The 17,174-nt window shown below is 59.6% G+C and carries 15 protein-coding genes; 10 read left to right on the top strand and 5 right to left on the bottom strand.

The features are described from left to right. Position 1: 1 nt before the first annotated feature. Positions 2-1,375 (top strand): pilus assembly protein TadG-related protein, encoded by a 1,374-nt coding sequence (locus tag FHX06_RS30155; RefSeq protein WP_183881933.1) that lies wholly within the window; start codon positions 2-4, stop codon positions 1,373-1,375. Positions 1,376-1,414: 39 nt separating this feature from the next. Here FHX06_RS30155 and FHX06_RS30150 read toward each other — a convergent pair whose 3' ends face one another. The 3 genes from FHX06_RS30150 to FHX06_RS30140 all read right to left on the bottom strand — a co-directional run bounded on the left by FHX06_RS30150 (position 1,415) and on the right by FHX06_RS30140 (position 3,889). Continuing rightward, the gene (locus tag FHX06_RS30150; RefSeq protein WP_112544320.1) at positions 1,415-2,164 is read right to left on the bottom strand and encodes a TerC family protein; all 750 of its coding nucleotides are present in this window, start codon (positions 2,162-2,164) and stop codon (positions 1,415-1,417) included. A 100-nt stretch (positions 2,165-2,264) separates the two neighbouring features. Then, positions 2,265-3,104, bottom strand: a complete 840-nt coding sequence (locus FHX06_RS30145) for an AraC family transcriptional regulator (protein ID WP_112544318.1) — start codon at positions 3,102-3,104, stop codon at positions 2,265-2,267. A 104-nt stretch (positions 3,105-3,208) separates the two neighbouring features. Then, complete coding sequence (locus FHX06_RS30140) at positions 3,209-3,889, bottom strand: TetR/AcrR family transcriptional regulator (RefSeq protein WP_183881931.1); 681 nt, start codon at positions 3,887-3,889, stop codon at positions 3,209-3,211. Positions 3,890-4,041: 152 nt separating this feature from the next. Here FHX06_RS30140 and FHX06_RS30135 point away from each other — a divergent pair, with 152 nt between their 5' ends. The 6 genes from FHX06_RS30135 (at position 4,042) to FHX06_RS30110 (ending at position 11,642) form a co-directional block, all read left to right on the top strand. Further along, complete coding sequence (locus FHX06_RS30135; protein WP_112544314.1) at positions 4,042-5,244, top strand: HlyD family secretion protein; 1,203 nt, start codon at positions 4,042-4,044, stop codon at positions 5,242-5,244. 22 nt (positions 5,245-5,266) lie between these two features. Then, positions 5,267-6,868 (top strand): DHA2 family efflux MFS transporter permease subunit, encoded by a 1,602-nt coding sequence (locus tag FHX06_RS30130; protein WP_113117226.1) that lies wholly within the window; start codon positions 5,267-5,269, stop codon positions 6,866-6,868. A gap of 159 nt (positions 6,869-7,027) precedes the next feature. After that, positions 7,028-8,053 (top strand): LacI family DNA-binding transcriptional regulator, encoded by a 1,026-nt coding sequence (locus FHX06_RS30125; RefSeq protein ID WP_183881929.1) that lies wholly within the window; start codon positions 7,028-7,030, stop codon positions 8,051-8,053. Positions 8,054-8,074: 21 nt separating this feature from the next. After that, positions 8,075-9,529 carry a xylulokinase gene (xylB, locus tag FHX06_RS30120; RefSeq protein WP_183881927.1) on the top strand — a complete coding sequence of 485 codons (1,455 nt, stop codon included), beginning with the start codon at positions 8,075-8,077 and terminating at the stop codon, positions 9,527-9,529. Between the two features lie 35 nt (positions 9,530-9,564). Further along, a complete protein-coding gene (gene xylA / locus FHX06_RS30115) occupies positions 9,565-10,875 on the top strand; it encodes a xylose isomerase (protein ID WP_112544306.1) in 1,311 nt (436 codons plus the stop codon). A 146-nt stretch (positions 10,876-11,021) separates the two neighbouring features. Further along, the gene (locus tag FHX06_RS30110) at positions 11,022-11,642 is read left to right on the top strand and encodes a class I SAM-dependent methyltransferase (RefSeq protein ID WP_113015562.1); all 621 of its coding nucleotides are present in this window, start codon (positions 11,022-11,024) and stop codon (positions 11,640-11,642) included. A 19-nt stretch (positions 11,643-11,661) separates the two neighbouring features. Here the strand turns inward: FHX06_RS30110 and FHX06_RS30105 are convergent, their stop codons facing one another. Both FHX06_RS30105 and FHX06_RS30100 read right to left on the bottom strand, forming a co-directional pair. After that, complete coding sequence (locus FHX06_RS30105) at positions 11,662-12,048, bottom strand: ester cyclase (protein WP_112544302.1); 387 nt, start codon at positions 12,046-12,048, stop codon at positions 11,662-11,664. 92 nt (positions 12,049-12,140) lie between these two features. Next, positions 12,141-13,172, bottom strand: a complete 1,032-nt coding sequence (locus FHX06_RS30100; RefSeq protein ID WP_112544300.1) for a LacI family DNA-binding transcriptional regulator — start codon at positions 13,170-13,172, stop codon at positions 12,141-12,143. Positions 13,173-13,336: 164 nt separating this feature from the next. Between FHX06_RS30100 and FHX06_RS30095 the strand changes: the two genes are divergently transcribed. From FHX06_RS30095 to FHX06_RS30085, 3 genes are all read left to right on the top strand, one after another. After that, a complete protein-coding gene (locus FHX06_RS30095) occupies positions 13,337-14,863 on the top strand; it encodes a sugar ABC transporter ATP-binding protein (protein ID WP_112544298.1) in 1,527 nt (508 codons plus the stop codon). Positions 14,864-14,947: 84 nt separating this feature from the next. Next, complete coding sequence (locus FHX06_RS30090; RefSeq protein WP_113204581.1) at positions 14,948-15,952, top strand: ABC transporter permease; 1,005 nt, start codon at positions 14,948-14,950, stop codon at positions 15,950-15,952. 87 nt (positions 15,953-16,039) lie between these two features. Continuing rightward, positions 16,040-16,987 (top strand): substrate-binding domain-containing protein, encoded by a 948-nt coding sequence (locus FHX06_RS30085; protein ID WP_112544295.1) that lies wholly within the window; start codon positions 16,040-16,042, stop codon positions 16,985-16,987. Positions 16,988-17,174 lie beyond the last annotated feature (187 nt).

Here is a 17,174-nt window from a genome sequence, read left to right as displayed (position 1 = left end):
TATGCGTGTTTCCTTGATGCGTCTCCTCGCGGATCGCTATGGTAATTTCGGTGTCCTGACGGCCCTGGCGATCGTCCCGCTGCTTGGTGCTGCCGGCATTGCAGTCGATTATGGCAGTGCTCTCGAAATTCACTCGGATCTGATGGGTGCTGCGGATGCGGCAGCGCTCGGCGCGATAGCGGCAAAATCGCCGGCCCTGCTTGCGGCCCAGCAGATGAAGCAGGACGGCGAAGTCACTGTCGGCGATGCTGACGGCAAGACGCTCTTCCTGTCGCAGCGCGACGTGCATCTTGGCGCGGCTTCGCTCGACGTTGACGTCAAGGTTATCAAGTCGGGTGGCGATATCAGCTCCAAGGTGACCTTCACGGCACAGGTCCCGACGACCTTCATGCGGGTTCTCGGTCAGGACACGATGACGGTTACCGGTGTGGCAACGGCGATCTATGGCACAGAGAGCCGCGTTTATACCGACTTTTACATGCTGCTCGACAATACGCCGTCGATGGGAATCGGTGCGACGCAAGGGGATATCGACAAGCTTGTCGCCGTCTCGGCCAATGCCCAGGATGCGGCCGGCCGCAACTGCGCTTTTGCCTGTCACATGTCCTGGACTGGCAGCGATGGTGTCGTGCATGATGACAAGGGAAGCAATTTCTATATTGCCCGCCAGAATGACGTGACGCTGCGCATCGACGTCGTGGCGCAGGCTGCCAAGGCGCTCATGGATGACGTCACCAGTCTGCGCACCTCACCGGACCAGTTTCGCGTTGCCGCCTACAGCTTCGGCAAGGCGGCAAAGGAACCGGGTTATGGCATCATGAAGGTTTCGGCACCGACCATCGACATGGCAAGTATCGCCAATGCGGTTGGGCAGGTGACGCTGATGACGACCGACCATCATGGTTATAACGAGGATGCGCTGACGAGCTTCGATACGGCGCTGACCAATATGGGCAACGAGATCAAGGGAAATGGTGGCGCCGGCACCAGTACCAGCGATCGCCAGACTGTCATTCTCTTCGTGACCGACGGCCTGGGCGACAGCCGCAAACCATCAGGCTGCACTGGTTACCTCGGATGGGCCGATGCCGACCGCTGTCTCGAACCGATCGACCTGAAGTATTGTTCGCAGCTGAAAAGCCGGAACATCAAGCTCGCGATCCTTTACACGACCTATCTTCCGATCCCGACGGACCCGATCTGGAACCGGGCGATCAATCCGACTTTCGGCACGCAGATCGGCCTGAAGCTCAAGCAATGTGCTTCCGACGATCTGTTCTTCGAGGTGAAGCCCGGCGACAACATGAAGCAGGCGATGTTGGTCCTGTTCAGCAAGGCCGCCGGTGCTGAGAAAAATCTCCGCCTCACTCAGTGAGGCGGAGCCGCTCAGCGAAGATTGAACCGAGGGGCGACCTTAGTGGCCGCCTTCGCGCTTTCGTTTGCGGGCGTTTCTCGCGAACATGTTCAGCACCTCGACGAGGGCCGAGAAGGCCATGGCGGCGTAGACGTAGCCCTTCGGCACGTGGAAACCCATACCGTCTGCAATCAAGGTCGTACCGATCATCAAGAGGAAGGCGAGCGCCAGCATCACGATCGTCGGGTTGCGCTCGATGAAATTGGCGAGTGGCGTTGCGGCGACGAGCATGACCGTGACGGCGGCGATGACAGCGACGATCATGATCGGTAGGTGCGGGGTCATGCCGACGGCGGTGATGATGCTGTCCACCGAGAAGACGAGATCGAGCAGCAGGATCTGGCCGATCGCCGAGGCGAAACTCGTGCCTGTCGCGCCGGCGATGAAATTTTCCTGATGATCCTCCGGATCGACATTGTGGTGGATTTCCTTGGTGGCCTTCCAGACGAGGAAGAGACCGCCGGCGATCAGGATGAGATCCTTCCAGGAGAAACCATGGCCGAAGAGCTCGAAAAGCGGTTCGGTGAGCTGGACGATCCAGGCGACGGTGCCAAGCAGGGCAAGACGCATGATGAGGGCTAGGGCGATACCGGTCTTGCGAGCCCTTTCCCGATGCTCAGGCGGTAGCTTGTTGGTGAGGATGGAGATGAAGATCAGGTTGTCGATCCCGAGAACAACTTCCATCACAACCAGCGTGACGAGCGCCACCCAGGCAGCCGGGTCCTGAATGAGCGTCATGATATCCTGCATCGGCATATTTCCCCTTGCGTCGCATATGGACGCGGACAATGTATCGTTGCGGACCTGTCGCGCAAGCACCGCAAGGGGATATACGAAAACGGTCGGGCTTTTATTCCTTGATCGGTAACCAGATTTCCGTCAGCCCCATTCCCGTATAGGGATCGAAACGCTCATCGTAGCGTTCGAACATGTCGGGCATGCTGCCATGTTCGAGGCCTGATGTCGGCCACCAGTTACCGAAGATCAGGTCCATCGTGGCCGGTATGCCGGATACATGACCGCGGTGGGAGAAGACGGCGTAGCGCTGGGCCGGCAGCTTCAGTGTGGCAAAGCCTTCAGGCAGATCGTCGGCATCGGAGACCTCGGTCGCCGCCATATAGCGGAATTTCTCGGCCTCGCCGTCGATATGGATACAGATCCCGTAGGCAACATTGCCCTTCTGGTTGGGGATATGGCCGAAATGCTGGTTGAATTTCTGCCAGAGCGAGGGGATCGCGGCATTGCCGCCATAGGCATAGGTTTCCTGGAGGCCGGCGAAAAGCATCGGCTGAAGGGTTTCGAAACGCGGCGGTTCAAGATCGTTGAGAGTTGCGGTTTTCATCCTGATGGGCTCCATCAATGCGAGATTGCGAATGTGCCCCTGTCGGCGCACCGCCTCGGGCGTCATGCCGAACTGGTCGCGGAAGGCACGGGTGAAAGCCTCGTGCGAGCCGTAGCCCGCGCCGAGGGCAACCTCGAGAATGCTCGATGAGCCCGAGATGAGCGATAGCGCGGCAACGCTGAGACGCCGTGCGCGGATATAGGTGCTGATCGAATGGCCTGTCACCAATCCGAAGACGCGGGACAGATGGTAGCGCGATAATCCGGCTGCCTCTGCGATCTCGTCGAGGTTTATTTCGGTTTCGAAATGGCTCTCGATGAACCATATCGCTCGTCCGATAGCGCTCATCTCTTCTCCCCTGATTGCCGCTTCATTCCTAAAGGAAATGGTGCGGCCGGATTTGATCGCTATTGCGCAAATCCGGCAGAAAACCAATCAGGGTCAGGATGGGATCAGATGTTCTCGTGCTTGCGAACGCCGTAGGCGGCCATGAAGACATGGATTGCGCCGCGAATGACGCGTTCGATCTCGTTGCGCGGCGGCGGGCCTTCCATGTTGCCGAAGAGGCGCAACTTGAAGAAACTGCCGCTTGCGAGGTCGAGGAACTGACCGGCGGCGAGATCGATATCGTCGATCTTCAGGGTGCCGGCTTGCACATGCCGCTCCAGGAAGTCGTGCATGATGGTGCGCAGGTTCTGCGGCCCCTTGAAGAAGCGCTGACAGAGAAGGGGCATTCGCTCACGCACACCGAGCACGGTACGCATGGCGTCGATGACCTTGTCTTCGGTCATGTGGGTAACGAAAGTTATCCCGAATTCGTACAGCCCTGCCTCGACGTCGTCGTGCTCAGCAAGGACCGTGCGCACGGCCGCGACGAAGGCGGCGCGCTCGGTCTCGACCATGGCGTGGAAGAGCTCTTCCTTGTTGGCAAAGTAGACATAGAGCGTTCCCTTGGAAACGCCGGCCTCGCGGGTCACATCATTCATGCTGGCCGCATCGAAGCCCAGTTTCAGGAACACGCGCCTGGCACCATCGAGGATCTGCTGGCGCTTGGCCGGATCCTCGCCCGCAGCAAAGCGGCCCCCCTGATTGGGTGGGCTCAATACGGCGATATCCTCGGGCTTCAGTGTCATGTCTCCTTAACCGTCTTAGCGAATTCGTGTTTTCTTTTAAAGAAATCGAACCGATTGGTTCTATGCATCTTGATATGAAGTCAAAAACCCTTTATGTCAACTGAACCGAACCGTTCAGTTCGATTATTTTACTCCAGATCGGTAGCCTGTATATGTCGACAAACCAGAAAAGCAATGTCGCGCGCATCGTCAGCGAAAATGCCGGCGCCGAAGAGGTGAAAGCGGAAGCTGCAGCTCCTGCCGAAGCCCCGAAGGCCGAGGCACCGCAGACGGCTCCCGCGCAGTCTGCGCCTGCTGTCGCACCGGCTGCTCCAAAGAAGCGCCGCAGTTTCGTGCTGCCCGTCGTCGTGCTCGCTCTTCTGGGCGGCGCCGGCTGGTACGGCTACGACTGGTGGACCAACGGCCGCTTCCTCGTGTCGACCGACGACGCTTATATCGAGGGTGACATTGCGACGATCTCGCCGAAGGTCACCGGCTATGTCGCGAAGGTGAATGTTGTCGCCAACCAGGAAGTCAAGGCAGGCGAGGTCCTCGCTACTCTTGATAACGGTGACTACCAGAACGCCCTCGATCAGGCCAACGCCCAGATCGAAACCGAGCAATTGTCACTCAGCCGCATCGATGCGCAGATCGAAGGCGCCAAGGCGAGCCTTGTGCAGGCCCAGGCCCAGAAGACTGCCCTCGAAGCCACAGTGCGCGGCGCGGAGATCAAGCAGAAGCGCCAGAGCGACCTGCAGGCGAAGTCGGTCGGCACCACCGCAGATCTCGATGATGCCAATACGGCTCTCGATCAGGCGAAGGCAAATCTTGCCGGTGGCGATGCCAACATCGTTTTCGCGCAGGCCAACATCACGATCCTCGAGGCTCAGCGCAAGGAAGCCGAAGGCTCTGTCCGCACGATGGAAATCCAGCGCGACAAGGCCGCACGCGATCTCTCCTTCACCATTCTGAAGGCACCTTATGACGGCGTGGTCGGCAACCGTTCGGTTCAGGAAGGCGATCTCGTTTCGCCCGGTCAGCGGCTGATGGCGCTGGTGCCGACGCACCAGCTCTATATAGACGCCAACTTCAAGGAAACGCAGATCCAGCATCTGGTGCCGGGTTCGAAGGTCAACGTCCATGTCGATGCCTACAGCGACTATCCTGTCGTCGGCACTGTCGAATCCATCGCGCCGGCCTCTGGATCGGTCTTCTCGATGCTGCCGCCGGAAAATGCGACAGGTAACTTCACCAAGATCATCCAGCGGGTGCCGGTTCGCATCGCCCTGCCGCAGGATGCGCTTGACAGCGGTCGCCTGCGCGCCGGTCTCAGCGTTGTCGTCGACGTCGACACCCGCACGGCACCGGTGAAGTAAGCCCTAGGGCGGAGGTAGTCCCATGGCAGGGAGCGCGACAGCAACGGCGGGTTCGATCCCGGCAGCGCCTGCGCATGCCGCCGATCGCATGGATCCCAAAAGGCTCATCGCTTTCTTCGCGATGGTGCTCGGCATGTTCATGTCGATCCTCGACATTCAGATCGTGTCGGCTTCGCTCGCCGAAATCCAGGCAGGCCTATCTGCCGGTTCGGATGAAATCGGCTGGGTGCAAACGGCCTATCTGATCGCCGAAGTCATCATGATCCCGCTGTCGGGCACGCTGGCGCGTATCATCTCGACACGGTATCTCTTCGCAATCTCGGCTGCCGGTTTCACCATGGCGAGCGCCCTGGCCGCAACGGCGACGAACATCGACCAGATGATCGTCTACCGTGTCATTCAGGGCTTCATCGGCGGCGGCATGATCCCCTCGGTCTTCGCGGCCGCCTTTACGATCTTCCCGCCGTCGAAGCGTGCGATCGTTTCGCCGATCATTGGCCTCATCGCCACGCTGGCGCCGACCATAGGCCCGACTGTCGGCGGTTACCTCAGCCATGCCTTCTCCTGGCACTGGCTTTTCCTGGTCAATATCGTGCCCGGTATCATCGTCACGATCGTCACCTGGAATTTCATCGATTTCGACAAACCGGAACTGTCGCTATTCAAGAAGTTCGACTGGTACGGCCTGCTGTCTATGGGTGTTTTCCTTGGCGCACTGGAATATGTGCTAGAAGAAGGCAATTCGAACGACTGGTTCAACGATAGCTATATCGTCATGGGAGCCGTCGCATCGGTTGTCGCCGGCATCGTCTTCTTCTATCGGGCCTTTACGGTGGAGTTCCCGGTGGTCGATTTGACGGCCTTCTCGAACCGAAACTTCTCCTTTGGCTCGGTTTTCTCCTTCGTCATGGGCATCGGCCTATACGGTCTTACCTATATCTATCCTGTGTATCTCGGCCGCATCCGTGGTTACGATTCGCAGATGATCGGCGAGACGATGTTCGTGTCGGGCCTCGCAATGTTCTTCACCGCGCCGATCGCCGGCCGGTTGTCGACCAAGCTCGACCTGCGTTTCATGATGGCGATCGGTTTCGTCAGCTTTGCGGCAGGTACCTATATCATGACGCATCTGACGCAGGACTGGGACTTCTACGAGCTGTTCATCCCGCAGATCCTACGCGGCTTCGGCCTGATGATGTGCATGGTGCCGATCAACAATATCGCGCTCGGCACCCTGTCGCCGCAGCGTATCCGAGGCGCCTCGGGTCTCTTCAACCTAACGCGTAACCTTGGCGGCGCCGTTGGCCTTGCTGTCATCAACACCGTGCTCACCACCCGGCAGGATGTGCATTACGAGCGGCTGCGCGAGAACGTTCATTGGGGCAATACGGCTGCAATCGACCAGATGAACAATATGACCGCCAATTTCAACAATTGGGGCCTGGATGGCGCTAACGTCGCGGTCAAGCAGATGGTCGGCCTTGCGACCAAGCAGGCAATGATCCTTTCCTTCAGCGACATCTTCCTGATGCTGACAGTGCTTTTCCTGGCGATGATCCTTGGCGTCGTCATGATCAAGAAACCCGCGCCGCAAGGCGGCGGGGGAGGCGGTGGCGGCCACTGACCTCCGGCCGTCATTGCAAGAAAGGCCCTCTTCGGAGGGCCTTTTTGTTTTTTCTGCGTCCGGGTTTTCCCGATCCATGAGCAGGTGTTTCGCTACGCAAACATTTTTTTGATTTACGTACATCAAAATTGGCGCTAATGGTCTGCTCCAGGAGGAGTGATGAGGCCAACCGTTCATGATATCGCCGCTGCGGCGGGCGTTAGTCTTGCGACTGTGGACCGGGTTCTGAACCAGAGGCCGGGTGTGCGCCATGTGACGCGGGAGAAGGTGGAAACCGCGATCCGCGATCTCGGCTATGTGCGCGACGTGGCAGCTGCAAATCTCGCCAAGGGCCGCGTTTACCCGCTGACCTTCATTTTGCCCGCCAGTGACAATTCTTTCATGCATGGCCTGAATGCCGAAATCCGCGCAGCGATTGCGCGCTCGGTCGCCGAGCGTACGGATATTCGGATCGTCGAGGTGCCTGCCTTCGACCCGCAGGCGCTCGTGCGCGAGCTTGAAACAGTCGCGGCCGAAAAGCCCTCGGGGATCGCGCTGGTGGCCACCGACGCGCCTGAGGTGAAGGCGATTGTGGATCGGCTGGTCCATGACGGTATTCCCGTCGTCACCCTCGTTTCCGATCTGACGGGATCGCTGCGTCATCATTATGCCGGCGTCGACAATATCGCAGCAGGGCGCACCGCCGCCCGCCTGCTCGGCCGTTTCCTTGGCGGCGCTAAAGGCGATATCGCCGTATTGGCGGGTTCCATGTTGGTGCGCGACCATCGTGAGCGCCTGGAGGGCTTTGCGTCTGTCATGGCGCAGGAGTTTCCGGCGCTGCATCTGTTGCCGGTGCTCGAAGGTCGGGATGACCCTGAAGTTGCCCATATGCTGATTGCGGATGCACTTGGGAAGAACGACGGCATCATCGGCATTTACAGCCTCGGTGCCGGTAATCGCGGCCTGATCCGCGCACTGAAGGAAAAGGCTGCCGACAGGGCATTGACGGTCATTGCCCATGAATTGACGGCCCATACTCGCGCTGCCGTTCTCGATGGCACTATCGACGCAATCCTCAACCAGGATGCCGGCCATGAAGTGCGCAGCGCGATCCGTGTTCTCAAGGCAAAGGCGGACGGGCTTGCCGTCATCGATGCGCAGGAGCGTATTCGCCTCGACATATTCCTGAAAGACAATCTGCCGTAACGGCAAAGGGAGAAACACCACATGTATCTGGGTCTCGATCTCGGAACTTCGGGCGTCAAGGCGATGCTGATCGACGGCGATCAGAAGATCATCGGCTCGGCCAATGGATCGCTCGACGTCTCGCGCCCGCATTCCGGCTGGTCCGAACAGGAACCTGCCCATTGGGTACGCGCCACGGAAGAGGCCGTCGCCGGCCTCAAGGCCAAGCATCCGAAGGAGCTTGCCGCGGTCAAGGGCATCGGCCTCTCCGGCCAGATGCACGGTGCAACGCTGCTCGACGCTTCCGACAAGGTGCTGCGCCCCTGTATTCTGTGGAACGATACGCGCTCCTATGTCGAGGCTGCCGCGCTCGACGCCGATCCACGCTTCCGCAAGCTGACCGGCAATATTGTATTTCCCGGATTTACCGCGCCGAAGCTTGCCTGGGTTGCCAAGAACGAGCCCGAGATCTTCGCAAGGGTCGCAACAGTCCTTCTGCCGAAGGATTATCTGCGCCTCTGGCTGACAGGCGAGCATATTTCGGAAATGTCTGACTCGGCCGGTACGTCCTGGCTCGATACCGGCAAGCGCGCCTGGTCGTCCGAGCTTCTGGCTGCCACCAATCTGGATGAAAAACAGATGCCGACACTTGTCGAAGGCACGGAGCAGGGCGGCAAGCTGCGCGCCGCGCTCGCTTCGGCCTGGGGCATATCAGGCGATGTCGTCGTTGCCGGCGGTGCCGGCGACAATGCGGCTTCGGCCTGCGGCATGGGCACGGTCAGCGATGGCGCTGCCTTCGTTTCGCTCGGCACATCGGGTGTTCTGTTTGCCGCCAATGCCGCCTACCTGCCGAAGCCGGAAAGCGCCGTCCATGCCTTCTGCCATGCTCTGCCGAACACCTGGCACCAGATGGGCGTCATCCTGTCGGCCACCGATGCGCTGAACTGGCATTCGTCGGTTACCGGAAAATCGGCCGCCGATCTCACCGGCGAACTCGGCGAAAGCCTGAAGGCGCCGACCGGCGTAACTTTCCTGCCCTATCTCTCGGGCGAGCGCACGCCGCACAATGATGCGGTCATCCGCGGCGCCTTTATCGGCCTCGGACATGAAAGCAGCCGTGTGGTGCTGACGCAGGCAGTGCTGGAAGGCGTGTCCTTCGCGATCCGCGACAATCTCGAAGCGCTGCGGTCTGCGGGCACGGATATTTCCCGCGTCACGGCGATAGGCGGCGGTTCGCGTTCGCGCTACTGGCTTGCCTCTATCGCGACTGCCCTCGGCGTCCCCGTCGATCTGCCGGCGGACGGCGATTTCGGTGCCGCCTTTGGTGGTGCCCGCCTTGGCCTCATTGCTGCAACAGGCGCCGATCCGGTTGCCGTCTGCACCCCGCCGGTTACGGCCGGTACAATCGAGCCGGTCGCCGCACTCAGCGGCGCCTATGAGGATGCCTACAAGCGCTATCGCGCGACTTACCCGGCGATCAAATCGCTGGTCCATTGATCCGTCCATAAGAACTGAACCCAAGGAGAACCCAAATGAGCACCGGATTTTTCGGCGACATCCAGAAAGTGAAGTACGAAGGCCCAGACAGCACCAATCCGCTGGCCTTCCGCTACTACCAGCCGGACGAAATCGTTCTCGGCAAGCGCATGGAAGACCATCTGCGCTTCGCGGTTGCCTATTGGCACACCTTCACCTGGCCGGGCGGCGACCCCTTCGGCGGTCAGACCTTCCTGCGTCCGTGGTTCGAAGACACGATGAAGGCTGCCAAGCTCAAGGCTGACGTCGCTTTCGAATTCTTCTCGCTGCTCGGCGCGCCCTACTACTGCTTCCACGACGCCGACGTGCGCCCGGAAGGTAAGAACTTTGCCGAAAACACCAAGAACCTGAACGAGATCGTCGACTACTTCGCCGAAAAGCAGGCCGCCACTGGCACCAAGCTGCTCTGGGGCACGGCGAACCTCTTCTCGAACCGTCGCTACATGTCGGGTGCAGCGACCAATCCGGATCCGGATGTCTTTGCTTTCGCCGCTGCGACGGTCAAGACCTGCATCGACGCCACGCAGAAGCTCGGCGGCGAAAACTACGTTCTGTGGGGCGGCCGCGAAGGCTATGAAACCCTCCTCAACACCGATATCGGCCGCGAGCTCGACCAACTCGGTCGCTTCCTCAACCTCGTCGTCGAGTACAAGCACAAGATCGGCTACAAGGGCACGATCCTGATCGAGCCGAAGCCGCAAGAGCCGACCAAGCACCAGTACGACTATGACGTCGCGACGGTCTACGGCTTCCTCAAGAAGCACGGCCTCGAAAACGAAGTGAAGCTCAACATCGAGCAGGGCCATGCGATCCTCGCCGGCCATTCCTTCGAGCATGAGCTGGCGCTCGCAAATGCGCTCGGCATCTTCGGCTCGATCGACATGAACCGCAACGACTATCAGTCCGGCTGGGATACCGACCAGTTCCCGAACAACGTTCCGGAAATGGCTCTGGCCTATTACTACGTTCTGGCGGGCGGCGGCTTCAAGACGGGCGGTACCAACTTCGATTCGAAGCTGCGCCGTCAGTCGCTTGATCCGGCAGACCTGCTGATCGGCCATATCGGCGGCATGGATTGCTGCGCCCGCGGCCTGAAGGCTGCTGCCAAGATGCTCGAAGACAAGGCTCTGTCGCAGCCGCTCGCAGACCGCTATGCCGGCTGGAATTCGGCTGAAGGCCAGAAGCTCTTCCGTGGCGAATATTCGCTGGAAGAGATCACACAGTGGGTCGAAGGCAAGGACGTCAACCCGCAGCCGAAGTCCGGCAAGCAGGAATTGCTCGAAAACATCGTCAACCGCTACGTTTGATTAGTGGTTGGACTTTTTGAGGAGCCGGGGAGCGAAAGCTTCCCGGCTCTTTCGTTTGCGAAGGTGAATACGGCTCATTGTGCTGGTCGGTCCCATAGAAATCTGGCATGCATCAGCGGCGATGACGAAAATGGTTGGAGCGCTTCATGTCTGACGATCGTAGGCTGCATTGGGAAAACGTCTATTCGACCAAGGGCGAGGCCGATGTCAGCTGGTTTCAGGAAAGCCCAGCACCCTCTCTAGACCTGATCCATCTCGTTCAGGCAAAGCAATCAGATGCCATCGTTGATGTGGGCGGCGGAGCTTCAAGGCTCGTCGATAGCCTTCTTGCCGAAGGGTTGGACCATGTGACCGTACTCGATCTCTCGGCGGCTGCGCTCGACAAGGCGCGAAAGCGGCTTGGCGCCAAAGGCGATCGGGTGACCTGGATTGCAGGTGACGCTACCCATTGGGAGCCACCGGAGGCCTATGACATCTGGCACGACCGTGCGGCCTTTCATTTCCTAACCGACGCGGTCGAGCAAGCGGCCTATATCGAGCGGTTGAAACGCGCGCTGAAGATCGGCGGGCATCTGATCATGGGAACTTTCGCCCTTGATGGACCGGAAAAGTGCAGCGGTCTGCCGGTTGCGCGACACAGCGCCGAGAGCCTCGCAAGTTTGCTGGGTGCTGGATTTAAACTGATCGATAGCCGCCGCCATGATCATTCGACACCCTGGGACAGTGTGCAGAGATTCCAGTTCAGCACGTTCCAGCGGGTCGCATAACCCGCGAAACCCGATAGCTTCAAAGCTGCGCTTCGATGGCGGCCTTGTCTATGACGGACCAGACGTTTTGGATTTTTCCATCCAGAAACTCGTAGAAGACATTTTCGGCGAACTGCACCTTCCTGCCGTTGACCGGGAAGCCAAAAAGCTCTCCCTTCGGTGTACAGTCGAATTGCAAGCGGCTCGCCACGCGCGGCGGCTCGCAGATCAGCAGCTGGATATCGAAAAATAGATCGGGGATGGCGCGAAAGTCGCCTTCGAGCATCTCACGATAGCCGGACAAGCCGATGCGCGTGCTATTGTAACGAACGTCCTCGTGGACGAAATTTCCGAGATTGGCCCAATCCTGGCCATTCAGGCAGGCAATATAGCCTTGGTATCTGTCGGCCAGTTGATCTTGCGTCATCTCGTTTGCCTCGCCTAACGAAAGGGTCCGTTGTCAACTTAGAACGGCGTGGCGTTCGGGCAATGGCAGATCGAGGGCTTCAAGCTTCGAGGCTAGCGCTTCTGCCAGTTGCGTGGCGGTGCGGAGACGGAATTGCGCACCACGAGATCCGGCCGCAGCAAGATCTCTTTCTCGGCGGGACGGCCGTCACCCAGCAGTTCCAGGAGCAGTGCCATGGCCTGTTTGCCGATTGCCGTGCGCGGCTGGCGGATGGTGGTCAGCGACGGGCTCATGAAGACGGCTTGCGGCACGTCGTCGAAGCCGGTGACTGAAAAATCCTGCGGGATATTGTAGCCGCGGGCGTTCAAGCCGATCATGACGCCGATCGCTGTCTGGTCGTTGACGCACATGAAGGCGGTCGGCAGCGTGTCGCGCATGAAAAGCTGCTCCACAGCATGGCGGCCGCTTTCGATCGTGCCATCGCCTTCCAGCACGATACGCGTGTCTTTCGGCACGCCGGCAGCGTCCAGGCCCGCGTCATAGCCCTGTCGGCGGCGGCTGTAGGCAAGGCGGGTGCGGGAGTCGCCGATGAAGGCGATCTTGCGGTGACCTTCCGCCAGAAGCAGGTCGACGGCTTTCCTTGCGCCCTCAATGTCGTCGACGCCGACATAGGGAATGCCACCATTGAAGACGGGTTCGAAGACGCCGACGCTCGGCGGTAGCTGCGCCGTTACCATCTGATGGCCGAACGGCAATATGCCGGTAAAGAGGATCAGGCCGGCCGCCTGGTTCGAATTGAAAAATTTCAGATATTCCAGGCCGCGCTGCGCATCATTCTGCGTATGGCCGATCAGGACACCGTAGCCATGGGCCCGCGCCTCGTTTTCCAGGCCGATCAGGATGTTGGAAAAGTTGGGGTCGCCGATATCGGGCGCCACGACCAGGATCATGTTGGAACGACCGAGCCGCAGGCTGCGCGCCATGGCATTGGTCGTGTAGCCGGTGATGGCAATCGCCTGATTGACTTTCAGGCGCGTGGAATTGGCCACCTTTTCGGGCATGTGGATCGCCCGCGATACCGTCGCGATGGAAACCTCGGCGATCCGGGCGACGTCTTCGATTGTAGCGGGCGTGGAATTCGACACGTGGTCTGCCTTGGGCTGTCTTCGCCGCACACTACACAGACTTGTCGACAGGTCAAAGTCACCGCACAACAGATCTGTGTAAATCCACGATGTAAACCTTTACATGCCTGATGTAAAGGTTTACATATGCCAACATAAGCGGATGGGAGCCGCAGGAGGAAATCATGACCGTGGATACCGCAGAGGCTGCACCGGTGGTGTTGTCCGCCAGGCGCATTTGCAAGTCTTTCAGCGGCGTGCAGGTTCTCTTCAGTGTCAACTTCGATCTCCGCGCCGGTGAAATCCATGCGCTAATGGGCGAAAATGGCGCCGGAAAATCCACTCTCGTCAAGATTCTCTCCGGCTTCGAACAGCCAACCTCCGGCGAGATCCTGCTCGACGGCGAGCCAGTGGTGCTGCCTCCGAACGGCGCAGCCGAAGCGCTCGGCATTGTCATCATTCATCAGGAATTCAATCTGGCCGAACATCTGACGGTCACCGAGAGCCTGTTCCTCGGTCGCGAGGTCACGCATTTCGGGGTGCTCGACCGCAAATACATGCGCTCGGAGACGCGTCGCGTGCTGGATGTGCTCGGTTCGCATGTCGACGAGAACGCGATGATCAGTTCGCTGTCGATTGCTGACAAGCAGATGGTCGAGATTGCCAAGGCCATCAGCCGCGATGCCCGCGTTGTCTTCATGGACGAGCCGACCGCCGTTTTGTCGCGCGAGGAGATCAATATGCTCTTCAAGCAGGTGCGTAAGCTGCGCGATCAGGGCACCAGTTTCGTCTTCGTTTCCCACAAGCTTGACGAGGTCATGGAGCTGACCGACAGGGTCACGGTCCTTCGCGATGGCCAGTGGGTGAAGACGGCTCCGACCTCCATGCTGGATGGTGAATCCATTGCGCAGCTCATGGTCGGTCGTGAACTCTCCAGCCTCTATCCGGCCAAGGTCGAGCCCAATGTCGACGAGGAAGTCGTGCTTCGCGTCAGTTCGGTTTCGACCGGCTACGTGCAGGATGCGAGCTTCGAAGTGCGTAAGGGCGAGGTGATCGGATTTTCCGGACTTATCGGTTCGGGTCGTACCGAGCTGATGGAGGCGATCGCCGGCCTGCGTTCGCGCCTTTCCGGCGAGGTCGTCATCCACGGCGAAAGCGTGTCTTCGGGTGATGCGCGTGCCGCCAATCGCGCCGGCCTTGCTTATATGACCAAGGACCGCAAGTCCAAAGGGCTGCTGCTTGGTTCGGGCATGATCGCCAACCTGACGCTACAATCGCTCGAACGCCATGTCAGCCATGGTTATCTGAGCCCGAACAGCGAAGCGGCAGCGCTTGCCAAGGCCAAGCGGCGCTTCGACATCCGCGTACGCGACGGCAATATCATTGCCGGCCGCATGTCGGGTGGCAACCAGCAGAAGCTGCTTCTCGCCAAGGTCATGGAGACCGAGCCGCAGATCATCATCATCGACGAGCCGACTCGCGGCATCGATGTCGGCACCAAGCAGCAGATCTATCATTTCATTTCGGCGCTCGCCCGCGACGGGCGGTCGATCATCGTCGTGTCCTCGGAAATGCCAGAGGTCATCGGGCTTTGCACGCGGGTTGCCGTGATGCGCGAAGGCCGGATCGTCGGCATCCTCGAAGGCGATGAAATTTCCGAGCAGGAAATCATGCGTTACGCCGCGGGGCTGAAGCGCCAAGCGGCAGCCTGATGCCGGCGAGGCGCGACGCTAGCGGACCGCGCGCGAGACAAACAGGATGCCCAGCAATCATGGGACGGGAGGTTGGTTTTGGACATGAGTGTTAACGAGGAGACCAGGGAGATCCGGCGCAGATCCTGGCGTGACGTCGATCTGCGCGCGGTTGCCCCCTTCGCCGCACTGGCCTTGCTCCTCATCGTGGGCGCACTGGTCAATCCGAATTTCATCGGCATCACCAATCTTACGAACGTTGCAACGCGTTGTGCCTTCATCGCCATCATCGCTGTCGGTGCGACCTTCGTGATCTCGGCAGGCGACCTCGACCTTTCCGTGGGCTCCATGGTGGCCTTCGTCGCGAGCCTGATGATCCTGCTCATCAATTCCGGCGTCATTGCCGATCCGGTGCTGATGCTGACTGCTGCCGTCGTCTTCGCCATAGTCGCCGGTGCGCTTTGCGGTCTCGCAAACGGCCTCATCACGACGGTCGGCAAGATCGAGCCCTTCATCGCGACGCTCGGTACGATGGGCATTTATCGCGGTCTGACGACGTGGCTGTCGCAGGGCGGAGCAATCACATTGCGTTCGGCTGATATTCAGACGCTTTATCGGCCAGCCTATTTCGGCAGTATCTTCGGTGTCCCGGTGCCGATCGTCGTTATCCTGGTCGTTACCGCCATTGCGGCTTTCATACTCTACCGTACGCGCTATGGCCGTCACGTCGTGGCGGTCGGTTCGAACAGCGATGTTGCCCGCTACTCCGGCATCGCAGTCAACCGGGTGCGCACAATCGCCTTCGTCATTCAGGGACTCTGCGTGGCGATCGCCGTGTTGCTCTATGTGCCGCGTCTCGGCTCGACTTCGGCAACGACGGGCATTCTGTGGGAGCTGCAGGCAATCACGGCTGTCGTTGTCGGCGGCACGGCCCTGAAGGGCGGTGCGGGCCGCGTCTGGGGCACGATCTGCGGCGCCTTCATTCTTGAACTCGTCGGCAACATCATGCTGCTTTCGAACTTCATCAGCGAATATCTCATCGGTGCGATCCAGGGCGCGATCATCATCATCGCCATGCTGGTTCAGCGGTCGCTGGTGCGCAAATCGTAAGACAGGCCTGCTTCTCGGATTGGCCGGGCTATCCAGGGCACCCGGCCCGGATTGAATAAGTCCCTGATATTTTTGGGAGGAAATAGCATGCGCAAGCTCATGTTGGGTCTGGCTGTTGCGGGGGTGGCTTTTGCCGGCGCAGCCTACGCCCAGGACAAGAATTATACGATCGGCGTGTCCATTCCGGCCGCCGACCATGGCTGGACGTCGGGCGTCGTGTTTCACGCCGAGCGCATTGCCAAGAAGCTGATGGCAGAGCATCCGGGCCTCAACGTCATAGTCAAGACCTCGCCGGATGCCGCAACGCAGGCAAATGCCGTGCAGGACCTCGACACACAGGGCATCGATGCGCTCGTCATCCTGCCGTCGGATCCGGATCCGCTCGTCAACGCCATCAAGGAAGTCAAGGGCAAGGGCAAGTTCGTTGCACTCGTCGACCGTGCACCGTCGAGCAACGACAATTCCGTGCGTGACCTCTACGTTGCCGGCAACAACCCGGCGCTCGGCGAAGTCGCCGGCAAGTACATTGCCGAAAAGACCCCGGAAGCCGAGGTCGTCATCATCCGCGGCCTGCCGATCCCGATCGACCAGCAGCGCCAGGACGGCTTTGACAAGGGCATTGCAGGCTCCAAGGTCAAGGTTCTCGACCGCCAGTACGGCAACTGGAACCGCGACGATGCCTTCAAGGTCATGCAGGACTATCTGACCAAGTATCCGAAGATCGACGTTGTTTGGTGCCAGGATGACGACATGGCTGTCGGCGTTCTGCAGGCCATCGAGCAGGCCAAGCGCACCGACATTCAGTATGTCGTTGCCGGCGCTGGCTCCAAGGACATGATCAAGAAGGTCATGGACGGCGACAAGCTGATCCCGGTCGACGTTCTCTATCCGCCGGCAATGGTCGGTACGGCCATGGAACTGACGGCTGCTGCGCTCTACGATCAGGTTCCGGTTCACGGCAACTACATCCTCGACGCAACGCTCGTCACCAAGGACAATGCCAAGAACTTCTACTTCCCGGATTCTCCGTTCTGATATCGGCTTTCATGTATGCGCCCATTCGAGAGGATGGGCGCATTTTTCATGCCTTCGGACAAGTTGAAGCCAAAATGCGGCACGTACCTCTTGCCGATCCGCGGCGAGCGTGATTAGGTCCAGACCGCGTTGATTTCGGCCCACCCGCTTAAATCTCTCGCATTGGCGGGGAGGCGCCTTTTCTTTA

Origin of the sequence: Rhizobium sp. BK512, assembly GCF_014194915.1 — a bacterium.
Classification (GTDB): domain Bacteria; phylum Pseudomonadota; class Alphaproteobacteria; order Rhizobiales; family Rhizobiaceae; genus Rhizobium.
Note: the sequence above shows the minus strand (reverse complement) of the source record. Positions and strands in the feature narration are given on the sequence as shown.